General features: G+C 66.7%; 22 protein-coding genes. 5 read left to right on the top strand and 17 right to left on the bottom strand.

What is annotated here, in order from left to right; all coding sequences use genetic code 11:
* Window positions 1-130 precede the first annotated feature (130 nt).
* Window positions 131-1,675, top strand: a complete 1,545-nt coding sequence (locus AC6LJ2_RS00670; protein ID WP_498150522.1) for a methyl-accepting chemotaxis protein — start codon at window positions 131-133, stop codon at window positions 1,673-1,675.
* Here AC6LJ2_RS00670 and AC6LJ2_RS00675 read toward each other — a convergent pair.
* From AC6LJ2_RS00675 to kdpF, 9 genes are all read right to left on the bottom strand, one after another.
* Entirely contained in the window at window positions 1,653-2,543 is an 891-nt protein-coding gene (locus AC6LJ2_RS00675; protein WP_498150523.1) for a 4-hydroxy-tetrahydrodipicolinate synthase family protein, read from the bottom strand. The two genes, AC6LJ2_RS00670 and AC6LJ2_RS00675, sit on opposite strands and share 23 nt — an antisense overlap.
* 15 nt (window positions 2,544-2,558) lie before the next feature.
* Window positions 2,559-2,882, bottom strand: coding sequence for a hypothetical protein (locus tag AC6LJ2_RS00680; protein ID WP_498150524.1), 324 nt, complete (start codon window positions 2,880-2,882; stop codon window positions 2,559-2,561).
* Between the two features lie 142 nt (window positions 2,883-3,024).
* Window positions 3,025-3,786, bottom strand: coding sequence for a TorF family putative porin (locus AC6LJ2_RS00685; RefSeq protein WP_498150525.1), 762 nt, complete (start codon window positions 3,784-3,786; stop codon window positions 3,025-3,027).
* A 102-nt stretch (window positions 3,787-3,888) separates the two neighbouring features.
* The gene (gene kdpE / locus AC6LJ2_RS00690; protein WP_263914651.1) at window positions 3,889-4,581 is read right to left on the bottom strand and encodes a two-component system response regulator KdpE; all 693 of its coding nucleotides are present in this window, start codon (window positions 4,579-4,581) and stop codon (window positions 3,889-3,891) included.
* 9 nt (window positions 4,582-4,590) lie between these two features.
* Window positions 4,591-7,377, bottom strand: a complete 2,787-nt coding sequence (locus AC6LJ2_RS00695) for a DUF4118 domain-containing protein (RefSeq protein WP_498150526.1) — start codon at window positions 7,375-7,377, stop codon at window positions 4,591-4,593.
* Between the two features lie 51 nt (window positions 7,378-7,428).
* Window positions 7,429-8,037, bottom strand: coding sequence for a potassium-transporting ATPase subunit KdpC (gene kdpC, locus AC6LJ2_RS00700; protein WP_263914649.1), 609 nt, complete (start codon window positions 8,035-8,037; stop codon window positions 7,429-7,431).
* 30 nt (window positions 8,038-8,067) lie between these two features.
* A complete protein-coding gene (gene kdpB, locus AC6LJ2_RS00705) occupies window positions 8,068-10,227 on the bottom strand; it encodes a potassium-transporting ATPase subunit KdpB (protein WP_498150527.1) in 2,160 nt (719 codons plus the stop codon).
* A gap of 22 nt (window positions 10,228-10,249) precedes the next feature.
* Window positions 10,250-12,046, bottom strand: a complete 1,797-nt coding sequence (gene kdpA / locus AC6LJ2_RS00710) for a potassium-transporting ATPase subunit KdpA (protein WP_263914648.1) — start codon at window positions 12,044-12,046, stop codon at window positions 10,250-10,252.
* Window positions 12,046-12,135: a K(+)-transporting ATPase subunit F gene (gene kdpF / locus AC6LJ2_RS00715; RefSeq protein WP_042884659.1), complete on the bottom strand. Its 90-nt coding sequence runs from the start codon at window positions 12,133-12,135 to the stop codon at window positions 12,046-12,048. Before kdpF ends, kdpA begins: the two co-directional genes overlap by 1 nt.
* A gap of 773 nt (window positions 12,136-12,908) precedes the next feature.
* Between kdpF and AC6LJ2_RS00720 the strand changes: the two genes are divergently transcribed.
* Both AC6LJ2_RS00720 and AC6LJ2_RS00725 read left to right on the top strand, forming a co-directional pair.
* A complete protein-coding gene (locus AC6LJ2_RS00720) occupies window positions 12,909-13,187 on the top strand; it encodes a DUF4212 domain-containing protein (RefSeq protein WP_263914647.1) in 279 nt (92 codons plus the stop codon).
* The gene (locus AC6LJ2_RS00725; protein ID WP_498150528.1) at window positions 13,187-15,274 is read left to right on the top strand and encodes a sodium:solute symporter family protein; all 2,088 of its coding nucleotides are present in this window, start codon (window positions 13,187-13,189) and stop codon (window positions 15,272-15,274) included. The genes AC6LJ2_RS00720 and AC6LJ2_RS00725 overlap by 1 nt, the downstream gene beginning before the upstream one ends.
* Here AC6LJ2_RS00725 and AC6LJ2_RS00730 read toward each other — a convergent pair.
* From AC6LJ2_RS00730 to trxB, 5 genes are read right to left on the bottom strand one after another with little or no spacing between them, the layout of a single operon-like run.
* Entirely contained in the window at window positions 15,271-16,431 is a 1,161-nt protein-coding gene (locus AC6LJ2_RS00730) for a hypothetical protein (RefSeq protein ID WP_498150529.1), read from the bottom strand. The two genes, AC6LJ2_RS00725 and AC6LJ2_RS00730, sit on opposite strands and share 4 nt — an antisense overlap.
* Window positions 16,415-17,020: a hypothetical protein gene (locus AC6LJ2_RS00735; RefSeq protein WP_445658302.1), complete on the bottom strand. Its 606-nt coding sequence runs from the start codon at window positions 17,018-17,020 to the stop codon at window positions 16,415-16,417. Before AC6LJ2_RS00735 ends, AC6LJ2_RS00730 begins: the two co-directional genes overlap by 17 nt.
* A 35-nt stretch (window positions 17,021-17,055) precedes the next feature.
* A complete protein-coding gene (locus AC6LJ2_RS00740) occupies window positions 17,056-17,385 on the bottom strand; it encodes a DMT family transporter (protein WP_263914643.1) in 330 nt (109 codons plus the stop codon).
* The gene (locus AC6LJ2_RS00745; RefSeq protein WP_175190870.1) at window positions 17,382-18,068 is read right to left on the bottom strand and encodes a Smr/MutS family protein; all 687 of its coding nucleotides are present in this window, start codon (window positions 18,066-18,068) and stop codon (window positions 17,382-17,384) included. Before AC6LJ2_RS00745 ends, AC6LJ2_RS00740 begins: the two co-directional genes overlap by 4 nt.
* Window positions 18,055-19,014, bottom strand: coding sequence for a thioredoxin-disulfide reductase (gene trxB / locus AC6LJ2_RS00750; RefSeq protein ID WP_263914642.1), 960 nt, complete (start codon window positions 19,012-19,014; stop codon window positions 18,055-18,057). Before trxB ends, AC6LJ2_RS00745 begins: the two co-directional genes overlap by 14 nt.
* 42 nt (window positions 19,015-19,056) lie before the next feature.
* Here trxB and AC6LJ2_RS00755 point away from each other — a divergent pair, with 42 nt between their 5' ends.
* Window positions 19,057-21,438 carry a DNA translocase FtsK gene (locus AC6LJ2_RS00755; RefSeq protein ID WP_498150530.1) on the top strand — a complete coding sequence of 794 codons (2,382 nt, stop codon included), beginning with the start codon at window positions 19,057-19,059 and terminating at the stop codon, window positions 21,436-21,438.
* Entirely contained in the window at window positions 21,438-22,073 is a 636-nt protein-coding gene (lolA, locus tag AC6LJ2_RS00760) for an outer membrane lipoprotein chaperone LolA (RefSeq protein ID WP_445659132.1), read from the top strand. Before AC6LJ2_RS00755 ends, lolA begins: the two co-directional genes overlap by 1 nt.
* 386 nt (window positions 22,074-22,459) lie before the next feature.
* Here the strand turns inward: lolA and AC6LJ2_RS00765 are convergent, their stop codons facing one another.
* Genes AC6LJ2_RS00765 through AC6LJ2_RS00775 form a run of 3 tightly spaced genes read right to left on the bottom strand, consistent with a single transcriptional unit; the run spans window position 22,460 to window position 25,242 of the window.
* Window positions 22,460-22,873 carry a RidA family protein gene (locus AC6LJ2_RS00765; RefSeq protein ID WP_498150531.1) on the bottom strand — a complete coding sequence of 138 codons (414 nt, stop codon included), beginning with the start codon at window positions 22,871-22,873 and terminating at the stop codon, window positions 22,460-22,462.
* A 9-nt stretch (window positions 22,874-22,882) separates the two neighbouring features.
* Window positions 22,883-24,355 carry an N-acyl-D-amino-acid deacylase family protein gene (locus AC6LJ2_RS00770; RefSeq protein ID WP_498150553.1) on the bottom strand — a complete coding sequence of 491 codons (1,473 nt, stop codon included), beginning with the start codon at window positions 24,353-24,355 and terminating at the stop codon, window positions 22,883-22,885.
* A gap of 14 nt (window positions 24,356-24,369) precedes the next feature.
* Complete coding sequence (locus tag AC6LJ2_RS00775) at window positions 24,370-25,242, bottom strand: MurR/RpiR family transcriptional regulator (RefSeq protein ID WP_498150532.1); 873 nt, start codon at window positions 25,240-25,242, stop codon at window positions 24,370-24,372.
* Between the last annotated feature and the right edge of the window lie 2 nt (window positions 25,243-25,244).

A 25,244-nucleotide genomic window follows, 5' to 3' on the forward strand; every position in this document is an offset into this window, starting at 1 on the left:
ATCAAGCGACCTTCCTCTGGTAGGTGAAAACCCTGCCACTCCCCCGTATTCTGACGGCACTCAATATATAAACCGTCACATTCTGCTGCCTTTGGTTATTAGGTGCGGAGGGACCTGAAGAAGAGGGGCTATGAGTAATTCAAGCTTGCGTCGAGAGCTGCTGTGGTTCGTATTCGCCATCGGCGCAGCCGTGTTGGCGCTGGGCGCCTGGGACGCGTGGGAGCGGCGCGCCGAAATGTTGGCCGAGCGCAAGACGGAACTGCGGCATGTGCTGGATCTGGCTGCGAGCATCGTGCAGAACGGCAAGCAGCGCGCGGTCGACGAGGGATTGACTGCGATGCAGGCCAAGCGCAACGTCGCGCAGCGGCTGGCCCAGCTGCGTTATGGCGCGGATGGCTATGTCGGCGTGTTTGACGATGGCTATGCCCTGCTGGTGCACCCCGACGCGAAGCTGGTGGGCACCAATGTCCGCGCCATCAAGGACAGCGACGGTGCGCCGATATTCGAGAACCTCTACGCCCAAGGCAAAGACGGTGGCGGCTTCGTGGAATATCGTTTTCCGAGGCCGGGTGCCGACGATGCGCTGCCCAAGATCAGCTACGCGGCCTACGACAAGGAGTGGGGCTGGCTGATATTCACCGGCCTGTACGTCGACGACGTCGATGCGGCCTTCTTCAAGACGCTTTGGCGCCAGGGCACCGTGACGCTGGTGCTGCTCGCACTGTTGCTGGCGGCGGCTTTGCGGTTCTTCCGCTCGCATATCATCCGGCCGCTGGACGAGGCCGTGGCGGTATGCGAACGCGTGGCGCAAGGCGACCTGTCCAGCATCATTTCGCGCCATCACCGCGGCGAGATCGGGCGGCTGTTCGACGCCATGGCGTTGATGCAGGAACGCCTGGACGTGGCGGTACGCAGTATCGTGCATTCGACCGGATCGATCGCGGCGGCGTCGCGCCAGATCGCGGCCGGCAGCATGGACCTGCACGACCGTACCGAGAAGCAGGCCGCCGCGCTGGAGCAGACTGCGGCCAGCGTCGAACAGATCACGGCGACCGCCAGGCAAAGCGCCGACCATGTGCGCGAAGTCAGCGCATTGGCGGGTGAGTCGGCGCAACGGGCGCGCCAGGGCAGCGAAGAAACCCAGCATGCGATCGACGCAATGCGTGAAATCTCGCAGAGCTCGCAGCGCATCGACGAGATCATTCGCCTGATCGACGAAATTGCGTTCCAGACCAATATCCTGGCGCTGAACGCCGCCGTCGAGGCGGCCCGGGCCGGTGAGCAGGGCCGCGGCTTTGCCGTGGTGGCGGGCGAGGTGCGCGCGCTCGCGCAGCGCTCGGCCACCGCCGCCAAGGAAATCAAGACGCTGATCGAGGCGTCGTCCGACTCGGTATCGCGCGGCAGCCTGCGGGTGGAGCAGGCCAGCGCCACCATGAGCAGCGTGCTGGAATCGGCCGCCACCAGTGCGCCGCTGATGGGCGAGATTGCCACGGCATCGGCCGAGCAGAGCGTGGGCATCGAGCAGATCAACCAGGCGGTCACGCATCTGGATAGCGTGACGCAGCAGAATGCCGCGCTGGTCGAGGAGTTTGCGGCGTCGGCCGCCACCTTGCACGATCAGGCCGATGACCTGGCGCGCGCGGTGGCGGTGTTCAGGCTGTCTGCAGCCTACTAGGCGAGCCCTGCACCACGCTCATGGCGCGTTGCAGGCGGGGCGTGAGTTCGCGGGTTGCGCTGGTCATGGGCAAGCGCAGTTCGTCGGCAATCAGCCCCTGCAGGGCCAGCGCTCGCTTGATGGGCGCGGGGTTGGGCTCGGCGAACAACAGCCGGATCAGGCCGCGCAGCGGCTCGAACAGTTCGCGTGCGGCTTCGGCATGGCCATCGCGAGCCAGTTGCATGACTTCGACGAAGCGCTCCGGGAACAGGTGCGCCGCCGCGGGAATCGCGCCGCGGCCTCCTGCCAGGAAATGATCCAGCAGGGCCTGGTCTTCGCCGCAGAGGGCATTGAGGTGACCGCGCGCGTTCAGCGCCATGAGCACGGGCGGATTGCATTCCTTGACCGCGCTGAAGTTGGGCAGCAAGGCCAGGGCCTCCATGGTTTCGACCGTCATGGTGACGCCCACGCGCTTGGGGATGTTGTACAGGATGATGGGGCGCTGGGTGGCCCACGCGATCTGCCGGTAATGCCACAGGATGCCCTGCTGCGAAGGACCCAGATAATAGGGGGGCGGCACGAGATAGCCGGCCGGTTCATATTTGTCCAGGCGGCGGATCGCAGCGGCCACGCCGCGCGTGTCGACGCCACCCGCGCCGAACACCAGCGGCAGGGCGTGCGGATCTTGTCGGATGGCCTCGATCATGTCGATTTTTTCTGGAATGGCCAACAGATTGCCTTCGCCGGTCGATCCGAACAGCACCAGGCCCGCGATGCCGGCGTTGCGGTAGTAGCGCGCCAGCGCCTGGGCTGCCTCGCAATCCACGTAGCCGCCGCGCATGGGCGTGACCATCGGCAGCCAGAGGCCTTCGAAAGAGGCGGTTTGCACGGGAGCGTCCATGGCTTACTGCACCGTGATGGCAGCGGCGCGGCGCAGCGGGCCGAATTCCGCCTGGGGCAGGCCGCACATCACCGCGTGCATCAAGGCGTCGACCTGGTCCTGGGTGCAGTGCAATTGCAGCACGCTCTGGCCGTGCGCATGGTCCACCGAGAGCACATAGACGCCGATGCGTTCGCCCAGTTCACGGTGCAGGGCCAGCCGCACCTTCAAGGCGTCCAGCGTGTCGATCCGGACGGTCAACGAGACCATCTCGGGGGCATTCGGCGTCTGGGAAGGGGCCGGACGATCAAAGGAGGCGGGCCTGCTGCGTTCTTGTCGGGGGATCATGGCGTTTGCGGGGCGGCGCCGCCGGGGCGGCGTACCGCGTATCCGGTTGGTTGATGACGGTTCCACTATAGAAAGCGGACCATAAAACCTGCCGATAAATACGGGCGCGGCGCGTAAAAAGCGCGTCAACGCCCGGCCCGGCTCAGAAGGTCTTGGTGATGGACAGCAGCCCCGTGGCACGGCCCATATAGCGGCCGTGGCTGTTGGTGTAGACGGCGCGGTCGGCATTCGTGTCCAGGTAGGCGACGGACACGGCCAGGCCATGGCCGAAGTCCTTGGTCAGCCCCAGCTTCCAATCGGTGTACGAACCGTCATTGACGTTGCGCACCGTCTGGCGGCCGACGTGGGCGTTGACGCTCAAGCCCCAGATGCCGGTGTCGAAGTTGCCCGTCAGGTCGAAGTACTGGCTGTACTTGCTGTCGGCGAACCCGAACAGGTTGGTCACGGCGACGGAATACTTGAACATGACCGGGCCATAGCCCAGGCCGGCATACAGCTCGGTGGTGTCGGGGCTGGTGAAACCCGACGGGTAGTCGCCGGGATAGTAGTACTGCAGCACGCCCAGGTCGAAGGGCACGTCTTGCGCCAGGTTGCCCTTGTAGCCGCCGTAGAAATCCATTTCCACGGGAGCGGACACGTCATGGTTGCTGTCGCCCAGCCAGCTGATGCTGGAGTTCCAGTTGCCCAGGTACAGGCCGCTGGCGTGGGTGAAATCGAAGCCGCCCTGGATGGCGGGCTTGTTGTTGGTCTGCATCAGGCCGCGGTAGCGATACTGGCTGGCCAGGGTGACGTTGGCGGTCAGCGAATACTCGGGGGCCGGTTCGCTGGCGCCGGGGGCATCGGCAGCGCAAGCAGGGGCGGCAAGGGCCAGCAGTGCGAGCGCGGCCAGGGTGTTGCGGGGCATGGACTTCTCCTGTGTTGGACGGGATCGCCACAATAGGAGAAGCGGCATAAACGGCGAGACAAGACTGCTGCGCCCCGCGTAAAAGGCGTGTCAATGCGAGGCTTATCCCGCGAAGCGGTAGCCCACGCCAATCTCGGTCAGCAGATACACGGGTTGTGCGGGGTCCGCTTCCAGCTTCTGGCGCAGATGGCCCATGTAGATCCGCAGGTAATGGTTGCTTTCCACATGTGAAGGGCCCCAGACCTCGCGCAGCAGCTCGCGGTGCGTCATGACCTTGCCACGGTGCGCCAGCAGGGCGGCCAGCAGGCGGTATTCCATGGCGGTCAGGTGCACGTGCTGGCCCGCGCGCTCGACCACGCGCTTGGCGAAATCCACGCGCACCTCGCCGAAGGTGATTTCGGCTGCGCTGCCGGCGCCGCCGCGGGCATGGCGCCGCAGCAGCACGCGCAGCCGCGCCAGCAGTTCGCTGACGCCGAACGGCTTGGTCAGGTAGTCGTCGGCGCCCGCATCCAGCGCCGCCACCTTGTCGGCTTCGGCAGTGCGGGCGGACAGCACCAGTACGGGCACTTCGGTCCAGCCGCGCAGTTCGCGGATCAAGGTCATGCCGTCTTCGTCGGGCAGGCCCAGGTCCAGCACCACGGCGTCAGGCTGGCGCGTGCCCGCCTCGATCAGGCCGCGCTTGACCGTGTCGGCCTCATAGACGGCGCAGCCCTCGCTTTCCAGGGCCTGGCGCACGAAGCGGCGGATATTGGCGTCGTCTTCGATGATGAGGACGGTAGGCTGAAAGTCGAACATACGGCGGGCTCAGGCGATTTCGGGTTGGATCGGGGGCGGCGTGCCCAGCGGCAGCGTGAAGACGAACTGTGCGCCGGACGGCTGGCCAGGTGCATGCTCGACCCAGATGCGGCCGTGGTGGGCGGTGACGATGGCTTCGCACACGGCCAGGCCCAGGCCGACGCCGGGGGTGGCCGACTCGCGCTCGCCGCGGGTGAATTTCTCGAAGATGCGGCGTTCGGCGCCGGGCGCGACGCCGGGGCCGTTGTCGCAGACGGCGACGCGCAGTTCACCGTCCTGCGCCATGGCGTGCACGCGGATGGCGCTGCCGGCCGGGGTGTATTTGGCGGCGTTTTCCAGCAGGTTGCACAGCACCCGTTCGATCAGCACGCCGTCGCACTCGACCAGCGGCAGGCCCGACAGGCTGTCGACCGATACGCGATGGGCGGCCAGCGCCTCGCGCATGGCCGCCAGGGATGCGCCCACCAATTCTTCGATCGACTGCCATTCCGGCCGCAGCGGTGTGTCGCGGCTTTGCAGGCGGGCCATGTCCAGCAGATTGGCAACCAGGGCATGCATGCGCTGGGCCTGGTCGCGCATGGCGCGGATGGTGTCCTGGATGTCGTCGGGCAGCGAGGCCTGGCGGCGCATCAGCGTGTCGGTCATGCCGACCAGGCTGGTCAGTGGCGTGCGCAGGTCATGTGATACCGCCGCCAGCAGGGAATTGCGCAGTTTTTCGGATTCCATGCTCACCAGGGCCTGCTGCGCCACTTCGACGTAGTGCAGGCGTTCCAGCGCGATGGCAATGAGGGTGGCGTAGGCCTCGATCTGGCGACGTGAATCGGGATTCGAGAACAGGCTGCGGCGTGGCGCGGCCAGGGCCAGCACGCCGCGGGTGCGCATCGGGGCCTTCAGGGGCAGGTACAGCAGGTCGCTGTTGGACAGCGTGGCGGTACCGGCGCCGGCGGGCTGGCCGTGGTCGTAGACCCATTGGGCCAGCGCCGATTCCAGGGGCGGCATGTCGTCGGCGGCAGGCGAGGCCAGTTTCAGGCGGTCGTCCAACCCCAGGATGTAGAGCGCGCAGCGCGAGCCGAAGGTGGCGTGGACGAAGGCGCCTGCGGACGCGACGATCTGCTCGGGCAGCAGTGCCGACGATAGTTCGCGCGCGAATTCATACAGGCTGCGGGCGTCGGTTTCGCGCTTGACCGAGGCTTGCGCCTGCAGGCGCAGGCCGGCCGTGAGCTGGCCGATGAGCAGCCCCACGGCCAGCAGCACGCCGAAGGTCAGCAGGTATTGCACGTCCGACACCGCGAAGGAGGCCAGCGGCTGGACGAAGAAGAAGTCGAACAGGCCTACGCTGACGACGGAAGCCAGCGCCGCCGGCCCTCGCCCGTGCCGCAGCGCCACCGCCACCACCGCCAGCAGGAACAGCATCACGATGTTGGTCTGGTGCAGGGCCGGAAATGCCAATGCCGACAGCGCGGTGGCGGCGGCGCAATAGCACAGTGCCCAGGCGTAGCCGGTCCAGGGCGGCGAGCCGCGTTCGTCCACCGACTGGCGTTGACGGCGGCCCAGCGTCAGCGGATCGCGTCCGGGGGCGGTGGCCGCCGGCAGGGGCGGCGCGCCGAGTCGGATGATGTCGATTTCAGGGCAGCCGGCAGCCAGCATGTCGGCGAAGCTGTGACGGCGCCACAGCCAGCCGGGGCTGAGGGCCGCATTCAGCAGGGCGGACAGCGACAGCCGCAGACGCTGCAGGCCGCTGGCGCGGGTGCGCCCGACGATGGCCTTGGTGATGTTGTGGCGGCGCACGTAGCGCACCACGGCATCGACCATGTCGCCGCCTGCCAGCGTCTCGCTGCGCGCGCCCAGCGAGTCGGCCAGCGCCAGGCTGCGCTGCAGCCGCTCCTGTTCCGCTTGCGGCGGGGGCGCCGCGCGCGGCACGTCGATGGTGACGACGTGCAGGTCGCATTCCAGCTGCTGGCTCAGGCGGTGCGCGCTGCGGATGACGTATTCCGCATCGCCGTCTGCACCGATGCAGGCAACCACGGCTTCGCGCGTGCGCCAGACCGGTTCGATGGCGCGGTCGCGGCGATAGGCCTGGACGTCATCGTCAACATGGTCGGCCGTGCGGCGCAGCGCCAGCTCGCGCAGCGCGATCAGGTTGCCCTTGCGGAAGAAATTGCGGGTGGCATGGCGCGCCTGCTCGGGCAGGTAGACCTTGCCTTCCTTCAGGCGGCGCAGCAGTTCGTCGGCCGACAGGTCCACCAGGATGACTTCGTCGGCGGCGTCGAAGACTTCGTCGGGTACGGTTTCCCAGACCCGCACGCCGGTGATGCTGCCGACGGCCTCGTTCAGGCTGTCCAGGTGCTGTACGTTCAGCGTGGTCCAGACGTCGATGCCGGCAGCCAGCAGTTCCTGGATGTCCTGCCAGCGTTTGGCGTGACGCGAGCCGGGCGCGTTGGAATGCGCCAGTTCGTCGACCAGCACCAGGTCGGGGTGCGCTGCCAGCGCGCCGTCCAGGTCGAATTCCTTGAGCGAGTGGCCGCGATACGAGACGTCTTTCAGGGGCAGCACCGTCAGCCCGTCGAGCAGGGCGGCGGTTTCGCGCCGCCCATGCGTTTCGACGATGCCGGCCAGCACCCGGGCCCCTTGCGCGGCATGGGCGCGGGCGGCAACGAGCATGGCGTAGGTCTTGCCCACGCCGGCCGATGACCCGAAGTAGACCCGCAACTTGCCGCGCACCGCCTGGCGCGCGGCGTCGTCTAGGGTTTTCAGGAGCGCGTCCGGATCGGGACGCTCGCCAGCATTGTCAGCCATGGACGCGCAGGTGAAGGGTGGGAACGGCTGGCAATACTATACGCCCGCGCTTCATTTGACCGGCGCCAGCTTGTCCAGCGCCAGGTTCAGCATCAGCACGTTGACCACCGGGTCGCCCAGTACGCCCAGCCAGGGCTTGGTGGTATTGGCCAGGATCAGGGCGTCGACCTGGTCGCGCGGCAGGTTGCGGGCGCGGGCCACGCGGGCGGCCTGGTAGGCCGCGGCCGCCGGACTGATGTGCGGGTCCAGGCCGCTGCCGGAAGCCGTGATCAGGTCCACCGGCACCGGCGTGGGATTGTCGGGATCGGCGGCCTTCAGCGCTGCAATGCGGGCCTGGATGGCCTCGGCCAACGCCGGGTTGCGCGGACCCAGGTTCGATCCGCCGGAGTTGGCGCCGTTGTACGGCATGGGCGAGGTCGCCGACGGCCGGCCCCAGAAATACTGGGGTGCGCTGAACGACTGGCCGATCCATTCCGAACCGACCACCTTGTCGCCCTGGCGGATCAGCGAGCCGGACGCTTCGTGCGGGAACACGGCGGCGGCGATGCCGGTGGTCAGGAAGGGGTAGGCCAGGCCCGTCACCAGGGACAGGGCGGCGAAGACGACCAGCGCGGGGCGCAGGATGCCGCCTTGGCGCGGCAGGGAGAGTGCTTGTTTCATGACGGTTTCCTTTCCAGTGACAGGCATGGGTCAGACCCAGCCCAGGGCGGCCAGCACCATGTCGACCAGCTTGATGCCGACGAAGGGCACCAGCAGGCCGCCCAGCCCGTAGATCAGCAGGTTGCGACGCAGCAGGACGGATGCGCCCAGCGGCCGGTAGCGCACGCCTTTCAGGGCCAGCGGGATCAGCACGATGATGATGAGCGCGTTGAAGATCACGGCCGACAGGATGGCCGAGGCCGGCGTGGCCAGGCCCATGATGTTCAGCACGTTCAGTTGCGGATACACGGTGGCGAACGCGGCCGGAATGATGGCGAAGTACTTGGCCACGTCGTTGGCGACGCTGAACGTGGTCAGGGCGCCGCGCGTCATCAGCATCTGCTTGCCGATTTCGACGATCTCGATCAGCTTGGTGGGGTTGGAGTCCAGGTCCACCATGTTGCCGGCCTCTTTGGCGGCCTGCGTGCCCGAGTTCATCGCCACCGCCACGTCGGCCTGCGCCAGCGCCGGTGCGTCGTTGGTGCCGTCGCCGGTCATCGCCACCAGCCGGCCTTCGCCCTGGTAGGCGCGGATCAGCTTCAGCTTGGCCTCCGGCGTGGCTTCGGCCAGGAAGTCATCGACGCCGGCTTCGGCCGCGATGGACGCGGCGGTGAGCTTGTTGTCGCCGGTGATCATCACCGTCTTGATGCCCATGCGGCGCAGTTCGGCGAAGCGCGACTGGATGTCCGGCTTGACGATGTCCTTGAGCTCGACCACGCCCAGCGCACGGTTGCCGTCGCTGACCATCAGCGGGGTGCTGCCGCGGCGCGCCACGTCTTCCGCCAGGCGCAGCACCTGTTCGGGCACCACGGCATCCTGTGCGGCCAGCCAGGCCTGCACGGCGTCGACGGCGCCTTTGCGGATCATGCGGTCCTTCAGGTTCACGCCGCTCATACGTGATTGCGCGGTGAAGGGCACGTACTCGGCGTCCGCCGCATGGTGGGCCGGCGCGTGGATGGACTTGTCCGCCAACGACACGATGCTGCGGCCCTCGGGTGTTTCGTCGGCCAGCGAGGCCAGCCGGGCGGCATCGGCCAGCTCACGCGGCGAGACGCCGGGCGCGGGCAGGAAGGTGGAAGCCTGGCGGTTGCCGAAGGTGATGGTGCCGGTCTTGTCCAGCAGCAGCACGTCGACGTCGCCCGCGGCTTCCACCGCGCGGCCCGAGGTGGCGATGACGTTGGCGCCCATCATGCGGCTCATGCCCGCCACGCCGATGGCCGACAGCAGGCCGCCGATGGTGGTGGGGATCAGGCACACCAGCAATGCCACCAGCACCGTCACCGTGACGGCGCTGCCGCCGCCTGCCGCCGACACCGAATAGATCGAGAACGGCATCAGGGTCGCGACCACCAGCAGGAACACCACCGTCAGGCCGACCAGCAGAATGGTCAGGGCCAGCTCGTTGGGGGTCTTCTGGCGCTTGGCGCCTTCGACCATGGCAATCATGCGGTCCAGGAAGCTTTCACCCGGATCGGCGGCGATGCGCACGAAGATCCAGTCGGACAGCACGCGGGTGCCACCGGTGACCGACGAGAAATCGCCGCCCGATTCGCGGATGACGGGGGCCGATTCGCCGGTGATGGCGCTTTCGTCCACGGACGCCACGCCCGCAATTACCTGACCGTCGCCCGGAATGGTTTCGCCGGCTTCGACCAGCACCACGTCATTGCGGCGCAGCAGGCCCGAGGCCTGGCTGACCGCCTGGTTGCGCCACCGGTCGGGCTGGGCGCGGCTGGCGTCTTCGTCGCGAAAGCCCTTGAGCAGCCGCGCATTGATGGTGGTGCGCAGGCCGCGCAGGGTGGCGGCCTGTTGCTTGCCCCGACCTTCGGCCAGCGCCTCGGCGAAGTTGGCGAACAGTACCGTGAACCACAGCCACACCGAGATCGCGAGAATGAATCCCGCGGGGGCCTCGGCCTGGCCGCGCAGCGCCATGACCCACAGGATCGTGGTCAGGATGCTGCCCACGTACACCACGAACATGACGGGGTTCTTCAACTGCGCCGCTGGCGAGAGCTTGCGCAGGCTGTCCAGTATGGCGGGGCCGACGAGCGCGCTCGACCACATGCCGAACTTGCGGTCTTGCTCTGGAGCCGACGGCGCTTGGACGGCGCCGCCGCCGGCGCCTTGGGTTGGCATATCAATCTTGGCCATTTTCTTTCCTAGCCTGTTGCATTCAGGGTTGCAGGTGTTCCGCGACCGGGCCCAGGGCCAGCGCGGGCACATATGTCAGGGCGCCCACCAGCAGCACCGCACCGATCAGCAGCACCACGAAGAGGGGGCCGGTGGTGGGCATGCTGCCGGGGCCGGCGGGCAGGCGGCGCTTGGCCGCCAGCGAGCCCGCCATCGCCAGCACCGCGACGATGATGGCGAAGCGGCCGAACCACATCGCGATGCCGAGCAGCACGTTGTAGAAGGGCGTGTTGGCGGACAGCCCGGCGAAGGCGCTGCCGTTGTTGTTGGCGGCCGATGAGAGGGCGTACAGGATTTCGGAGAAGCCATGGATGCCGGGGTTCAGCACCCCCGCCTGGCCCGCCGTCACCGAGACGGCCAGGGCCGTGCCGCCCAGCACCAGCAGCGGCGTCGCCAGGATCACGATCGACACCATCTTCATGTCGTAGGCCTCGATCTTCTTGCCCAGGTATTCCGGCGTGCGACCGATCATCAGCCCGGCGATGAAGACCCCCAGGATGGCGAAGGCCAGCATGCCGTACAGGCCTGAGCCGACGCCGCCAAAGACCACTTCGCCCAGTTGCATCAGCAGCATCGGCGACAGGCCGCCCATGGCCGTCAACGAGTCATGCATGCCGTTGACCGCGCCGCAGGAAGCCGCCGTGGTGATGGTGGCGAACAGCGATGTGGCGGCGATGCCGAACCGGGTTTCCTTGCCTTCCATGTTGCCGCCGGGCGAGAACGCGGTCATGGCGCTGTCGGCTCCGGCCTGTGCGGCCATGGGGTTGGCCTGCTGCTCGAAATAGGCCGTGGTCAGTGCGAACACCGCGAACAGCACGGTCATCGCCGCCAGGATGGCGATGCCCTGGCGCCGGTTGCCGACCATTTCACCGAAGGTGAAGCACAGCGCTGCGGGAATCACCAGGATCGCCAGCATCTCCAGGAAGTTCGACAGCGCCGTCGAATTCTCGAACGGATGAGCGGAGTTGGCGTTGAAGAAACCGCCGCCGTTGGTGCCCAGCAGCTTGATCGCCTCCTGCGATGCCACCGGACCCATCGCCAGCGTTTGCGTCTGGGTCACGGCCGGGTCGGTCACCGGCTGGCCCTTGGCGTCCAGCACCGGTTGGCCTTCTGCATCCACGCGCGGTTGGTCGTAATGCAAGGCTTCGACCGTCTGCACTTCCTGGTAGGGACTGAGGTTCTGGATGACGCCCTGGCTGACCAGCGCCAGTGCCAGCACCAGCGACAGGGGCAGCAGCACGTACAGCGTGCAGCGGACCATATCGGCCCAGAAGTTGCCCAGCGTGGCCGAGCAGTGGCGGGCCAGTCCGCGGATCAGCGCGAACAGCACGGCGATGCCGGTGGCGGCCGAGACGAAGTTCTGCACCGTCAGCGCCAGCATCTGCGTCAGGTAGCTCATCGTCGATTCGCCGCCGTAGCCTTGCCAGTTGGTGTTGGCCACGAAGCTGATGGCAGTGTTCAGCGAAGAATCGGGCGAGACGGCGCCCAGGCCGGCCGGGTTCAGCGGCAGCATGCCCTGGACGCGCTGCAGGGCATACACCACCACCACGCCCAGCACGTTGAAGGCAAGAACGGCCAGCGCATAGCGCTTCCAGCCCATTTCGGCCTGCGGGTCGATACCCGCAAGGCGGTAGATGCCACGTTCCAGCGGGCGGCCCCAGGCGGTCAGCCGGGATTGCCCGTTTTCCATGGCGATGCGGATATAGCGCCCCAGAAAGGGCGAGATCGCGAGCAGGACTGCCAGGTACACGACCAGCAGTCCGACGAATTCGGCAGTCATCAGAACTTCTCCGGTTTGAACAGGGCGACCAGCAGGTACACGAACAGCAGGGCGGCCGTGACGCCGCTCAGCCAATAGAGCCAGGTCATGGTTGCTCTCCCGAAGACAAGGCTTCGCAGAATGCGACCAGGGCTAGGGTCAGCCCGGCCATGGCGGCGAAGACGGCGATATAGATGGCATCCACGTTTTTCCTCCCGGGAGCCTGGCTCCCTTCGAACGACGGGCCAGCGCGGCATGGGGGATGCGAACCGCGCGGGCGGTGTGACCAATCAGGACACCGGCAGGTTACGGAGCAGGGGGTAAAAACGGGGTATAGCTTTGGTGGGGGGGTGTAAACGAAACGTAAAAGCGGCGCGGCACAATGGCGGGGCGCTGAACGGGCGCCATGATGGCAAGGTGCGGCCGGGAGCGATGCCCGGAAGTGGGCGCGGGGCGTCGCGTGCGCCGCTTTTTTTGAGGCATGCTCAATATCGGGCGTTTGCGGGTGAGCCGAGGGGGGCGGAAAACCCGCGGTTCCAGCGTAAAAATCCCAACATTTGGAACGCGGAACTAAAATAGCACCATAATGGTGCAAGTAATATGTAAATGAATGCGCCGAATTAGGGCATTCCCCTAGTGTGGCATTCCCGCATCTGGTGCAGAATCTCTTCCCATGCAGGTGAGGAGACAAAGCCCTGCATGGGCAATTACCGGCGGCACCGGTACATAAAAAAAGTAGCAGTACTCAAAAAAAGCAAAACGCACAACGGCTGGCACCAGGCAGTGCCGGCCGTTGTCGCATAAAAATCCCGCATTTCATCAGCTCCGGATTTTCTCGCGCTGCGTTTCGCGATATTCGCCAGGTCTTGCTTACGCTAGAGCTATGCCCGAATCCCGCGTTTCCTCCCCGACGTCCGTTCCCACCCGCTATTGGCGCCGCAACGTCTGGCTGATCGTGCTGTTGCTGGTCGTCTGGGCCGCGCTGACCTTCATTCCGTCCTATTTCGCTCGTGGCCTGTCGTTCGACTTCATCGGCTGGCCGTTCTCGTTCTGGATGGCGGCCTACGGGGCACCGCTGGCTTACCTGATCCTCATCGCGGTGTACGCCCGGATCATGAACCGCGAGGATCGCCGCGCCGAAGAGGCCAAGGGGAACCGCTGATGCCTTTCGGCGGAGATACCCCCCAGGAACTCAACATCCGGCTGCGCCGAATCTACGTGTTGTACACGGCGGGCTTCGCGCTGATGATCCTGCTGATGGCGCTGGCCGAGATACTGGGCCTGCCCCGCAACTGGATCGGCTACGTGTTCCTGTTGGTCACGGTCAGCCTGTACGCGGGGATCGGCATCGTCTGCCGCACCTCGGACCAGGTCGAATACTACGTGGCGGGGCGGCGGGTGCCCGCCATCTACAACGGCATGGCGACCGCGGCCGACTGGATGTCGGTGGCCTCGTTCATCGGCGTGGCCGGCACGCTCTACCTGACGGGCTATGGCGGTCTGGCCTACATCATGGGCTGGACGGGCGGCTACGTGCTGGTGGCGATGCTGCTGGCGCCCTACCTGCGGCGTTTCGGCCAATACACCATTCCCGATTTCATGGGCGCGCGCTATGGCGGCAACCTGCCGCGGCTGGCGGGCGTGGCCTGCGCCATTCTCTGCTCGTTCACCTACCTGGTCGCGCAGATCTACGGCGTGGGCATCATTACCACGCGCATGACCGGCATTTCGTTCGAATTGGGCATCTTCGTGGCGCTGGGCGGCATGCTGGTCTGTTCGTTCCTGGGCGGCATGCGCGCCGTCACGTGGACGCAGGTGGGGCAGTACATCATTCTGGTCATCGCCTACCTGGTGCCGGTGGTGTGGCTGTCCATCAAGCACACCGACATGCCCGTCCCCCAGCTGTCAGCCGGCGCGGTGCTGCAGCAGGTGACGGAAAAAGAGGTCTACCTGCAGAACGACCCGGCCGAGATCGAAGTGCGTCGGCTCTGGCAGGAGCGCGCCGACGAAATGGCGCAGCGGGTGCGCGACCTGCCCGAATCCTGGACGCTGGAAAAGGACAAGCTGCGCAGCCGTCTGGCACAACTGAACGCGGGCGACGCGCCCATGGTGGAGATCCGCTCGGTCGAACGGGAGCTGGCTGCGTTCCCACCCAATGTCGACGAAGCGCGGATCGCCTGGTCACAGGCCAAGGCCTCTTTCGAGGCGCGCGCCGCGCCGCTGACGCCCCACGCCGAGCCGTTTCCGTCCAAGGACCCCGACGAGCGGCGCAACATGCGCATCAACTTCCTGGCGTTGGTGCTGTGCCTGATGCTGGGCACGGCGGGCATGCCGCACATCCTGATGCGGTCATACACCACGTCGTCGGTGGTCGAGGCGCGCAAGTCGGTGTGCTGGTCGCTGCTGTTCATCCTGTTGCTGTACTTCATGGCGCCGGCCCTGGCGCTGCTGGTCAAGTACGAGGTCTACACGCAGGTGGTGGGCTCGAATTTTCTCAGCTTGCCCAATTGGGTCCACGCCTGGAGCGCGGTGGACAGCAACCTGCTGGACGTCACCGACATCAACCGCGACGGCGTGGTGCAGCTCAGTGAAATCAGCATCGGTGCGGATGTCGTGGTGCTGGCCATGCCCGAGATCGGCGGGCTGCCTTACGTGATTTCGGCGCTGGTGGCGGCGGGTGGCCTGGCCGCTGCGCTGTCCACCGCTGACGGCCTGTTGCTGACGCTGTCCAATTCCTTGTCGCACGACATGTGGTACCGGATGGTGTCGCCGCGCATGTCGGCCGCGCGGCGGGTGATGGTGTCAAAGATCCTGCTGCTGGTGGTGGCCTTTGGGGCGGCCTGGGTGGCCGCGCGCAAGCCGGCGGACATCCTGTTCATGGTGTCGGCGGCGTTCTCGTTCGCGGCCTCGTCGTTCTTTCCGGCGCTGGTGATGGGCGTGTTCTGGCGCCGCGCCAACAAATGGGGCGCCACGCTGGGCATGGCGGCCGGGCTGGCGGTGACGTTCGCCTATATGACGCACACGCATCCGTGGCTGCGCGAGTGGGTGCTGGGCATTTCGCGCACGCAGCCGGTGGACCTGTGGTGGGGCATCCAGCCGATCGCGGCGGGCGTGTTCGGCGCGCCGGTGGCGTTTCTGACCATCATCGTGGTGTCGTTGCTGACGCCGCCCCCCGACCGCGCCACGCTGGCGCTGGTGGACTATCTGCGCAATCCGGGCGCGCCCAAGCCGCAGATCGAAAACAACTAGCGGGCAGCGCAGGCGTCAGGGCGCCGGTTCGAGGGATCGGCGCAGGCGTCCCATGCCGCCCCGGGCATCGCAGCGATCACTGTGGCGATCTGGCCGGGCGCCCATAACCAATGCACATGGCCCGGATGCTGGCGGGCGGTGTCCCAGATGCGCCGGCGCTGGGTGGCCGTCATGGCGAAGGCGCTGCCATTGCCGCTGTTACCGCTGGCCAGCACCCTGGCCGGGTTCCGTTTGGCCTCATACAGTGCGCCGGCGTCGCTGTCCTCAGACCTCACCATCGCCCAGTCGTAGTGGTAGGAATCCAGGGAAGGGGAGCGCCATGCAGGTCCTTCCAGCACCAGCACGGGGTGGGAAGTGGCGAGGGCGCGATGGGGCGGGCCCAGCACGGTGGATTCGTCGGCCAGGGTGATGGCTTGGCGGCTGTAGCGCGCCGCCGCCTGGCCCTGCGCATCGTAAACCGTGATGTCGCGGGCCTGCTCCTGGCCCGCAATGCCCCCCTCAAGATAGGAGATGACGCGCAGCAAGCGTCCGGCGGCATCATGCACGTAGCGGGCTTGCGGCTGGGGCTGGGCGTCGCAAGCGCCGGTGGCGGTTTCAGCCAGCCAGCCGTGGGGATCGTAGCGCACGCAATGGCGGACCGGGGGAACCCGGGCGCCATCCCAGGGGCGGGTCAGCACGTCGTAGCCGCTCAGGCGGCCCGCGTCGTCGTAGCGGAACCGGGTTTCGGTGTCGGGCGGCGGCAGCGCTGCGTCGGACGCCGCCAGTGCCTGTGCGACGACGCGCGATGAATAGGTGGCGATGGCGCACAGGTGTCTGGCGCCGTCTGCACCCCGCTCAACGCGCAGCATGGTCTGGCCGATGCGTGCGCCGGGGGCTGCGGGATAGACCGACCAGTCCACACGCTCGGCCCACAGGAAGGCAGTGGCGCGGCGGCCCGTCTGCACCCCCAGCATCGGTTGCCAGGTCTTGATGCGCGAGCCGTCCAGGCCGAGCAGCGTGTTGGTGTCGTCCAATGCGATATCGGCGACGAGGGTTTCGCGGTCGCCCTGCGCCAGCGGCCGGCAAACGGAGGCGCCCTGCGCGGGGCTCGACGCCGCAAGCAGCAATAGCGCGGCCAGCGCCAGGGGCGGGTGCCAGCAATCAGTACGCGGCGGCATGTTGCAGGTAGGCGATCAAGCCCGCCAGTTCACGGCTGACACCGCCCAGGCGCAGGGCCTTGCCACGGGTATCCATCAGCACGAAAGGAAACGCGTTGCGCTCCAGCTTGCCGGGGGGCGGCAGGCGGTAGGGCGAGAAATTCGCGGGCGATTCCAGATAGTCGTTGGTCATGGCACCCACATCCACGTGCAGGTACCAGACGGTCAGGTCCAGGCCTTGCAGACCGGGATTCGTTTCCGGGTAGGGCCCGCCTTCGCCGGCCGGGATGGCGCTCTGCAGGACGGCCATCGTCACGGCTTGCGGGCCGTCGGCTGGCAGATAGGCATGGTCGCCCGCCGGGCGGGTGAAGGCCTCGCGGACGAAGGCCGAGCCGCGCGAACCTGGCACGACGCTGCGGGCAAAGAGCGCGTCGAGTTGCGATTCGGTCAGCGGGGCGCGGGCAGCGCCCAGCGCGGCCATGTCCTGCGTGAACTGTTGCATCCAGGCGCGGTAGCGCTGCAGTTCGGCGGCGCGGTCGAAACCCCGCGCCTGGGCATTGCCCGCCAGCAGCAGGCCAAGGCATAAGCCCAGGCAGGCCAGGCGGGCCATCCCGCCCCACCACGCGAGTCGTCGCGGGGCGGCCGTCAATGCGAGACGGATTTCGAGAAGACGTTCATGACCACCACGCCAGCGATGATCAGGCCGATGCCGATCAGGGCCGGGGTGTCCAGGTGCTGCTTGAAGAACAGCGCGCCGACGATGGAGATCAGCACGATGCCCACGCCCGACCAGATGGCGTAGGCGATGCCCACGGGCACCTCGCGCAGCGTCAGCGACAGGAAATAGAACGAGATCATGTAGCCGAACACCGTGATGACCGACGGCACCAGGCGCGAAAAGCCGTCGGAGCTTTTCAGCGCGCTGGTGGCGAAGATCTCGGCGATGATGGCGATGCCGAGGTAGAGCCACTTCATTTGCGCGGTCCTTCGGATTGGCGCAGCAGCACCAGCAGGGCGCCGGCGCCGCCTTCGCGTTCAGGCGCTTCGGAAAACGCCAGCACCTCGTTCTTTTGCACCAGCCAGGTGCGCGCCTTGTCTTTCAGCACAGGCTCCAGCCCTTCCGAACCATAGCCCTTGCCGTGCACGACGCGCACGCAGCGGATGCCGTGTTCCTGGCATTCGTCCAGGAACGACAGCAGGGCGTGGCGCGCTTGCTCCACGCGCAGACCGTGCAGGTCGAGCTCGGCCCCGGCGCGCCACTGGCCACGGCGCAGGTTGCGTGCGGTGTCGGGAGCGGCATCGCTGCGTACGAAGGCGGTGCCGCCTTCGGACAGCAGATGCGTGATCTCGCCACCGTCGGAGACCCCGGCGTCGGCGCGGTGCGGGGTTTCGCCCAGGGCATTGGCGCGGCGCAGGGCCGGGGCGGGCTCAGGCGCGGGCTTGTGCTCGACGCGGGGCGCATGCTTGATCGGCTTGACCGACTGCATGGTGCGCCGGAACGCGGCCAGGTCGTCGGCCGGATCGGCATCCGGCGACGCGGCGGCCGCGGGCTTTTTCAGCGCCGCCACCCGCTGGGCGAGGGCGGCGCGCTCTTGCTCGGCCTGGAGATCTTTCTTCAGGCGTTTCAGGTCGGCCTGGCCGACCTTACTGCCCCGCATTCTCCAACCACCGTTGTGCGTCCAGGGCGGCCATGCAGCCCGTGCCGGCGCTGGTGATGGCCTGGCGATAGACGTGGTCCTGCACGTCGCCGGCGGCGAACACGCCCGGGACGGAGGTCATGGTGGCCATGCCGGACAGGCCGCTCTTGGTGACGATGTAGCCGTCTTTCATTTCCAGCTGGCCCTGGAAAATTTCGGTGTTGGGCTGGTGGCCGATGGCGATGAAGGCGCCGGTGACCTTCAGGTCTTCGGTGGCGCCGGTATCGACGTGTCGCACTCGTACGCCGGTGACGCCGCTGTCGTCGCCCAGCACTTCTTCCAGGGTGTGGAACACCTTCAGTTCCATGTTGCCGTTTTCGACCTTGCTCATCAGCTTGTCCACCAGGATGGGCTCGGCGCGGAACTTGTCGCGGCGGTGGATCAGGGTGACCTTGCGGCAGATGTTGGACAGGTACAGGGCTTCTTCGACGGCGGTATTGCCGCCACCGACCACGACCACGTCCTGGTTGCGGTAGAAGAAGCCGTCGCAGGTGGCGCAGCCGGACACGCCGCGGCCCATGAAGGCTTCTTCGGACGGCAGGCCCAGATACTTGGCCGAGGCGCCGGTGGCGATGATCAGGGCGTCGCAGGTGTAGATCTTGCCCGTATCGCCCGTGAGGGTGAACGGACGCCTGGACAGGTCGACCTTGGCGATGTGGTCGAACAGCATTTCGGTGTTGAAGCGTTCGGCGTGCTTCTGGAAGCGCTGCATCAGGTCGGGGCCCTGCACGCCATCGGCGTCGGCCGGCCAATTGTCGACGTCGGTGGTGGTCATGAGCTGGCCGCCTTGGGCCAGACCTGTAACAAGAACAGGGCTCAGGTTGGCGCGTGCCGCATAGACGGCCGCCGTGTAACCGGCAGGGCCGGAACCGAGTATCAAAACTTTAGCGTGCGTAGGCGTGGACATGGGCGGGTATCTTTAGGTTAACGCCCAATTATAATGAGCCGCATGCCGCGTATCTCGACTGCTTCTCCGCGCGCTTCGCGCAACACCCGTAACGGGCCATCGCCCCTGCAGACGCGTATTTCCGCGCTGCTGCGCGAGGCCCGCTGGATTCTCTTCGCCGCCCTGGCGGCCTGGCTCACGCTGGTGCTGGCCACCTGGAGCGCGGCCGACCCCGGCTGGTCGCATTCCGTCCCCGCCGGCGCGATTCATAACAAGGGTGGAACGCTGGGTGCCTACCTGGCGGATATCCTGCTCTATCTGTTTGGTTTCTCGGCCTGGTGGTGGGTGATCCTGCTGCTGCATCGGGTGCGGGCGGGCTACCGCCGCCTGGCCAGCCATCTTCGTGTTACCAATAGTAAACAGCCCGAAGTGTTGCCGCGCGTCCACTGGGAAGAGGGCATCGGCTTTTTCCTGTTGCTGTTCGGTTCGCTGGGCATGGAAGCCTTGCGCCTGGCCAGCCGCGGCACCCACTTGCCGGGCGCCTCGGAAAACGCCAGCGGCGCGGGTGGCGTCATCGGCCACACGCTGGCCGAGCTGACCAGCCGCAGCATTGGCTTTACCGGCAGCACCTTGGCTTTTCTGGTCATGCTGGCGATCGGCCTGAGCCTGTTCTTCTCGTTTTCGTGGCTGACCGTGGCCGAGCGCGTGGGTTCCTGGATGGAACGCATGGTGCGTCGCGTGCGCAATTCCTACGCTGCCCGCGAGGACCGCAAGGTCGGTGAGGTGGCCAAGGCCGTGCGTACCGAGCAAGTGGTGGCCAAGCAGGAAAAACTGGTCCACGAGCAACCGGTGCGGATCGAACCCGCGATTACCGTGGTGCCCAAGTCCGAGCGCGTCGAAAAGGAAAAGCAGCAATCGCTGTTCTTTGCCCCGTCGGGCGGCGAGGGTGACCTGCCGGCCATCAGCCTGCTGGACCCGCCGCTGGCCAACCAGGAAACCGTATCGGCCGAGACCATCGAGTTCACGTCGCGCCTGATCGAAAAGAAACTGGCCGACTTCGGCGTGTCCGTCACCGTGGTGGCGGCGCAGGCCGGCCCGGTCATCACCCGCTATGAGATCGAACCGGCCACCGGCGTGAAGGGTAGCCAGATCGTCAACCTGGCCAAGGATCTGGCCCGCGCGCTCAGCCTGGTCAGCATCCGGGTGGTGGAAACCATTCCGGGCAAGAACCTGATGGGCCTGGAACTGCCCAATCCGCGTCGCCAGATGGTCCGGCTGTCCGAGATCCTGGGGTCGCAGACCTACCACGCCAGCCATTCGGTGGTGACCATGGCGCTGGGCAAGGACATCGCCGGCAACCCGGTGGTGGCCGACCTGGCCAAGATGCCTCACTTGCTGGTGGCGGGTACGACCGGTTCGGGCAAGTCGGTGGGGATCAACGCCATGATCCTGTCGCTGCTCTACAAGGCGGATGCATCCCACACGCGCGTGATCCTGATCGACCCGAAGATGCTCGAAATGAGCGTCTACGAAGGCATTCCGCACCTGCTGGCCCCGGTGGTCACCGACATGCGCCAGGCCGCCAATGCGCTGAACTGGTGCGTGGGCGAAATGGAAAAACGCTACCGCCTGATGAGCAAGATGGGCGTGCGCAACCTGGCCGGCTACAACACCAAGATCCGCGACGCGATCAAGCGCGAAGAACCGATCCCCAATCCGTTCTCGCTGACCCCGGACCAGCCCGAGCCGCTGGCGCCGCTGCCCACCATCGTGGTGGTCATCGACGAGCTGGCCGACCTGATGATGGTGGTGGGCAAGAAGATCGAAGAGCTGATCGCCCGCCTGGCTCAGAAGGCGCGCGCGGCCGGCATCCATTTGATCCTGGCGACGCAGCGCCCCAGCGTGGATGTGATCACCGGCCTGATCAAGGCCAACATCCCGACCCGTATCGCGTTCCAGGTGTCGTCCAAGATCGATTCGCGCACCATTCTTGACCAGATGGGCGCTGAAACGCTGCTGGGGCAGGGCGACATGCTCTACATGCCGCCGGGCACGGGGTTGCCGGTGCGTGTGCACGGCGCCTTCGTCAGCGATGATGAAGTGCATCGGGTGGTCGAAAGCCTGAAGGCGCAGGGCGAACCCAACTACATCGAAGGGCTGCTGGAAGGCGGGCTGGATGGCGACGGCGGCGAAGGCGCGAGCAGCGTCACGGGCATCGGCGGCGACGCCGAGTCCGACCCGATGTACGACCAGGCCTGCGAGGTGGTGCTCAAGCATCGCCGCGCGTCGATCTCGCTGGTGCAGCGTCATTTGCGCATTGGTTACAACCGTGCGGCGCGGTTACTGGAGCAGATGGAACAATCGGGTATGGTGTCGGCGATGCAGTCCAATGGCAACCGGGAGATCCTGGTTCCCGCCGCTGCCGCCGCTCGAGAGGAAGCATGATGAAGACGTTTCGCGGCCTGGCCGCTGCCCTGGCTTTTTGCGTGGCTCCCGCGCTGGTTCCGGTTTCGGCCGTGGCAGCCAGCGCGCAGGAGCAGTTGCGCGCGTTCGTCAGTACGGTGACGGCGGCGACGGGGTCTTTTTCACAGTACACGGTGAATACGCAGGGACGTACGCAACCGGCGCAGACGGGGGTGTTTTCCTTCCAGCGGCCGGGGAAGTTCAAGTGGGCGGTGCAAAAGCCCTATGAGCAACTGGTGATTTCCGATGGTCGTCAGGTGTTCCAGTTCGATCCTGATCTGGCGCAGGTGACCGAGCGCAAGGTGGACGCGGCCATTGGCACGTCGCCGGCGGCTATCTTGTTCGGGTCGGGGTCGCTGGAGCAGTCGTTTGATGTGTCTGCGTTGCCGTCCAAGGACGGGGTCGATTGGTTGCGGGCCAAGCCGCGGACTGCGGATGCGGGGTTTTCGCGGGTCGATATCGGGATGAAGGACAATCTGCCCGTTCGAGTCGAATTGCTGGATTCCTTTGGGCAGACGACGCGGGTGGATCTTTCCGGGATTGTGCCTAATCCTAAGTTGGCGGATAAGGAATTTCAGTTTGTGGCGCCTAAGGGCGTTGATGTCGTCAAGATGTGATCTGGTTTGTCGCTGCGCGCGACTGGGCGCGGCCTGATTGATTTCTGGTGGCGGGGCTTCTTTGTAGGCCGCCCGTCACGGGTTGGGCGCAGGGGTGCGCGCCTACGATTGCGGTCCGGAGCCTTCGCTCCGGACTTCCCCTTCGTCATTCTCGTCCGCCTGCGGCTCCCTTCGAATTCCCTCGGGCGCATCTAACGGCGCGCACCCCTACGCCCAACCCGTGACGGGCTACGTCTTCGGAGAATTGGGGCGTTGTCAGGCCGGGGGGATGGGGAGAGGTTTGCGTCGCTTGCCCCAGGCCGGCCGCGCGGGCGGCCTTTTGGGGCTTCGGCAGTGTGCTGCGTCGTGGCGTTGGCGCTGCGCGCTTGCGCAGCGTGAGGCTCAGGTCACGGGCGCTTATACGCTACACAGTCTATTTCTACCTTGGCGTCCACCATCAGGGGGGACTGCACGCAGGCGCGTGCGGGCGGGTTATTGCCGAAGTATTCCTTGAACACCTTGTTGAACGACGGGAAGTCGCGGGCGTCGTCCAGCCAGACGCCGCAGCGGATGACGTGTTCGGGGCCGTAGCCGGCTTCTTTCAGGATGGCGAGGACTTGCTGGATGGCTTTGTGGCATTGGGCGACGGTGCCGCCTTCGATGACTTCGCCGTTTTCCATGGGGACCTGGCCCGACACGTAGAGCCAGCCGTCGGCGGCGACGGCGCGGGCGAAGGGCATGTGGGAGCCGCCTTGGCCGGTGCCGCCGGCGACGCCGTAGCGGGTGATGCCGTTGTTGTCGGGGGTGGGTGCGTTGCTCATGTGGGGCTCCTAGAGAGAAGGGGTGGAAGCGGCGAAGCTTGCGCGCAGGTCGCCGTTGCGTGGCAGCCAGCGGCCGGCGCGGTCGCCGGTGGGCTGGCCCTGGTGATAGGACAGGGCGCCGTTGACCCAGACGGCTTCGATGCCGGCGGCGGTCTGGACGGGGGCGGCGAAGGTGGCGCGGTCGATGATGGTGTCGGGGTTGAACAGCACCAGGTCGGCGTGAAAGCCCTGGCGGATCAGGCCGCGTTCGGCCAGGCCGAAGCGGGCGGCGGACAGGCCGGTCATCTTGTGCACGGCTTCGGCCAGGGGAAAGAGGCCGACATCGCGGCTGTAGTGGCCGAGCACGCGGGGAAAGGCGCCCCACAGGCGCGGGTGCGGCATGGGGTCGTTGGGCAGGCCGTCTGAGCCGACCATGGTCAGGCGGTGCGATAGCACGCGGCGCACGTCGTCTTCGTGCATGTTGTGATAGACCGCGCCGGCCGGTTGCAGGCGCTGGGCGGCTTCGAGCAGGCTGACACCCCAGTCGGCGGCGATGGCGGCGAGTTTGCGGCGCGCCTGTTCAGGGTGCGGCACGGACCAGGTGATGTCGATGTCGAATTCGTCGGTGACTTGCTTCAGGTCCAGCGTGGACGAGCTGGCGGAATAGGGGTAGCAGTCGCAGCCCACGTGTTGCAGGCGGCCGGCGTTTTCCAGCTTGAACAGCACTTCCCTGGTGCGGCCCCAGTTGCCGGCGCCGGCGCATTTCAGGTGCGACACCACGACCGGCACGCGGGCGTGCAGGGCGATGTCGAAGGCCTCTTGCATGGCTTCCAGGATGGCGGCGAATTCCGAGCGCAGGTGGGTGGTGTAGAGCGCGCCGAATTCGTCCAGGGCCTCGGCCAGCAATTTGACTTCGGCGGTGTCGGCTTCGATGGCCGAGCCATAGGCCAGGCCGGTGCTCAGGCCGATGGCGCCGTGCGCCAGGGCGTCGCGCAGTTGTTCGCGCATGGCCAGGACTTCGTCGCGGGTGGCCGCGCGGTCCAGGCGGTCCATGTGGTTGTTGCGCAGGGCGGTGTGGCCCACCAGCGCGGCGACGTTCACCGCCGGTTGCGCGGCTTCGATGGCGCGGGTGTAGGCGGCGAAGGTCGGGTAGGCGAAGTCTTGGCGTTGGCCCAGCAGGTTCATCGGGTCAGGCGGATCGCCGCGCAGCGAGACGGGCGAGGCGCTGATGCCGCAGTTGCCCACGACCACGGTGGTCACGCCCTGCGATAGCTTGGGCAGCATGCCGGGGGTGCGGATGACGTTGGTGTCGTCGTGGGTGTGGACGTCGATGAAGCCGGGGGCCAGCGCCAGGCCGGTGCCGTCGATGACCTGGCGCGCCTGGGCGCCGGGCAGGTCGCCGATGGCGGCGATGCGGCCGTCGGCCAGCGCAACGCTGGCGACGTAGTCGGCGCCGCCCGAGCCGTCGAGCACGCGGACGTTGCCTATGAGGGTGTCGTACATCATGGTTTCCAGGTTCAATCGCCCAGCGGCAGCCGGTTGGGGCCGCCGCGGTGTTCGTCCAGTGCCAGCTTGATGCGGCGCAGGCGTTCGCGGTTTTCTTCTTGGTTCAGCATGGCCAGTTCGGTGGACAACAGGTCGATGGCCAGCATCATCGCGTAGCGCGACGCCGAGGGTTTGTAGATGAAGTCGGTTTCGTCCGTGCGGATCGGCAGCACCACGTCGGCAAGCTGGGCCAGCTCGGAGGTGGCGTCGGTGATGGCGACCAGGCGCGCACGGTACTGCTTGACGATGCGGGCAGCGCCGACGATTTCCGGGGTCAGGCCGGAGGCCGACAGGACCAGCACCGCGTCGCGTTCGTCCAGCGTGGCGGCGACCATGCGCAGCAGCACGGCGTCGCTGTAGACGGCAATGGGGTAACCCAGGCGCACCAGGCGCGACTGCACTTCCTGCGCCAGCACGGCCGATGCGCCGCCCATGCCGAACACGTAGATCATGCGGGCCCCGTCGACGATGGACGCGGCGGCCTCGAACAGCGGCTCGGTGAAGGTCGGCAGATGGGCGCGCAGCGTGCTTTCGATGTCGGCGTAGATGCGTGCGTAAAAGGTGCTTTCCTCGGCCGGGGCATTCTGGTCCAGGAAGCGGCTGCCCACGGTGCTGGCCTGGGCCAGTTTCATCTTCAGGTCACGGGTGTCGTCGCAGCCGACCGTGCGGGCAAAGCGCGAGATCGTGGCGATGCTGACGCCGGCCTTGGCCGCCAGCTGGTCGACGGTGGCGCTGGCGCTCCAGATGATGTTGTCCAGGATGGCGTCGGCCACCTTGCGCTCGGTCACGCTCAGGTCGTCCCGGCGGCTGCGGATCTGGAAGACGATGTCGCGGATGATGTTCATGT

The sequence above is a fragment of the Achromobacter sp. 1014246743 genome (assembly GCF_059760725.1).

Bases quoted from the DNA above. Each gene is read 5' to 3' on its own strand.
- AC6LJ2_RS00680 (WP_498150524.1), bottom strand. From the start codon at position 2,882: ATGATCCCCCGACAAGAACGCAGCAGGCCCGCCTCCTTTGATCGTCCG.
- AC6LJ2_RS00775 (WP_498150532.1), bottom strand. From the start codon at position 25,242: ATGAACATCATCCGCGACATCGTCTTCCAGATCCGCAGCCGCCGGGAC.
- kdpC (WP_263914649.1), bottom strand. From the start codon at position 8,037: ATGAAACAAGCACTCTCCCTGCCGCGCCAAGGCGGCATCCTGCGCCCC.
- AC6LJ2_RS00765 (WP_498150531.1), bottom strand. From the start codon at position 22,873: ATGAGCAACGCACCCACCCCCGACAACAACGGCATCACCCGCTACGGC.
- trxB (WP_263914642.1), bottom strand. From the start codon at position 19,014: ATGTCCACGCCTACGCACGCTAAAGTTTTGATACTCGGTTCCGGCCCT.
- AC6LJ2_RS00745 (WP_175190870.1), bottom strand. From the start codon at position 18,068: ATGCGGGGCAGTAAGGTCGGCCAGGCCGACCTGAAACGCCTGAAGAAA.
- AC6LJ2_RS00695 (WP_498150526.1), bottom strand. From the start codon at position 7,377: ATGGCTGACAATGCTGGCGAGCGTCCCGATCCGGACGCGCTCCTGAAA.
- AC6LJ2_RS00685 (WP_498150525.1), bottom strand. From the start codon at position 3,786: ATGCCCCGCAACACCCTGGCCGCGCTCGCACTGCTGGCCCTTGCCGCC.
- AC6LJ2_RS00755 (WP_498150530.1), top strand. From the start codon at position 19,057: ATGCCGCGTATCTCGACTGCTTCTCCGCGCGCTTCGCGCAACACCCGT.
- kdpA (WP_263914648.1), bottom strand. From the start codon at position 12,046: ATGACTGCCGAATTCGTCGGACTGCTGGTCGTGTACCTGGCAGTCCTG.
- AC6LJ2_RS00735 (WP_445658302.1), bottom strand. From the start codon at position 17,020: ATGGCCCGCCTGGCCTGCCTGGGCTTATGCCTTGGCCTGCTGCTGGCG.
- kdpB (WP_498150527.1), bottom strand. From the start codon at position 10,227: ATGGCCAAGATTGATATGCCAACCCAAGGCGCCGGCGGCGGCGCCGTC.
- AC6LJ2_RS00725 (WP_498150528.1), top strand. From the start codon at position 13,187: ATGCCTTTCGGCGGAGATACCCCCCAGGAACTCAACATCCGGCTGCGC.
- lolA (WP_445659132.1), top strand. From the start codon at position 21,438: ATGAAGACGTTTCGCGGCCTGGCCGCTGCCCTGGCTTTTTGCGTGGCT.
- AC6LJ2_RS00730 (WP_498150529.1), bottom strand. From the start codon at position 16,431: ATGCCGCCGCGTACTGATTGCTGGCACCCGCCCCTGGCGCTGGCCGCG.
- AC6LJ2_RS00740 (WP_263914643.1), bottom strand. From the start codon at position 17,385: ATGAAGTGGCTCTACCTCGGCATCGCCATCATCGCCGAGATCTTCGCC.
- AC6LJ2_RS00720 (WP_263914647.1), top strand. From the start codon at position 12,909: ATGCCCGAATCCCGCGTTTCCTCCCCGACGTCCGTTCCCACCCGCTAT.
- kdpF (WP_042884659.1), bottom strand. From the start codon at position 12,135: ATGACCTGGCTCTATTGGCTGAGCGGCGTCACGGCCGCCCTGCTGTTC.
- kdpE (WP_263914651.1), bottom strand. From the start codon at position 4,581: ATGTTCGACTTTCAGCCTACCGTCCTCATCATCGAAGACGACGCCAAT.
- AC6LJ2_RS00670 (WP_498150522.1), top strand. From the start codon at position 131: ATGAGTAATTCAAGCTTGCGTCGAGAGCTGCTGTGGTTCGTATTCGCC.
- AC6LJ2_RS00770 (WP_498150553.1), bottom strand. From the start codon at position 24,355: ATGTACGACACCCTCATAGGCAACGTCCGCGTGCTCGACGGCTCGGGC.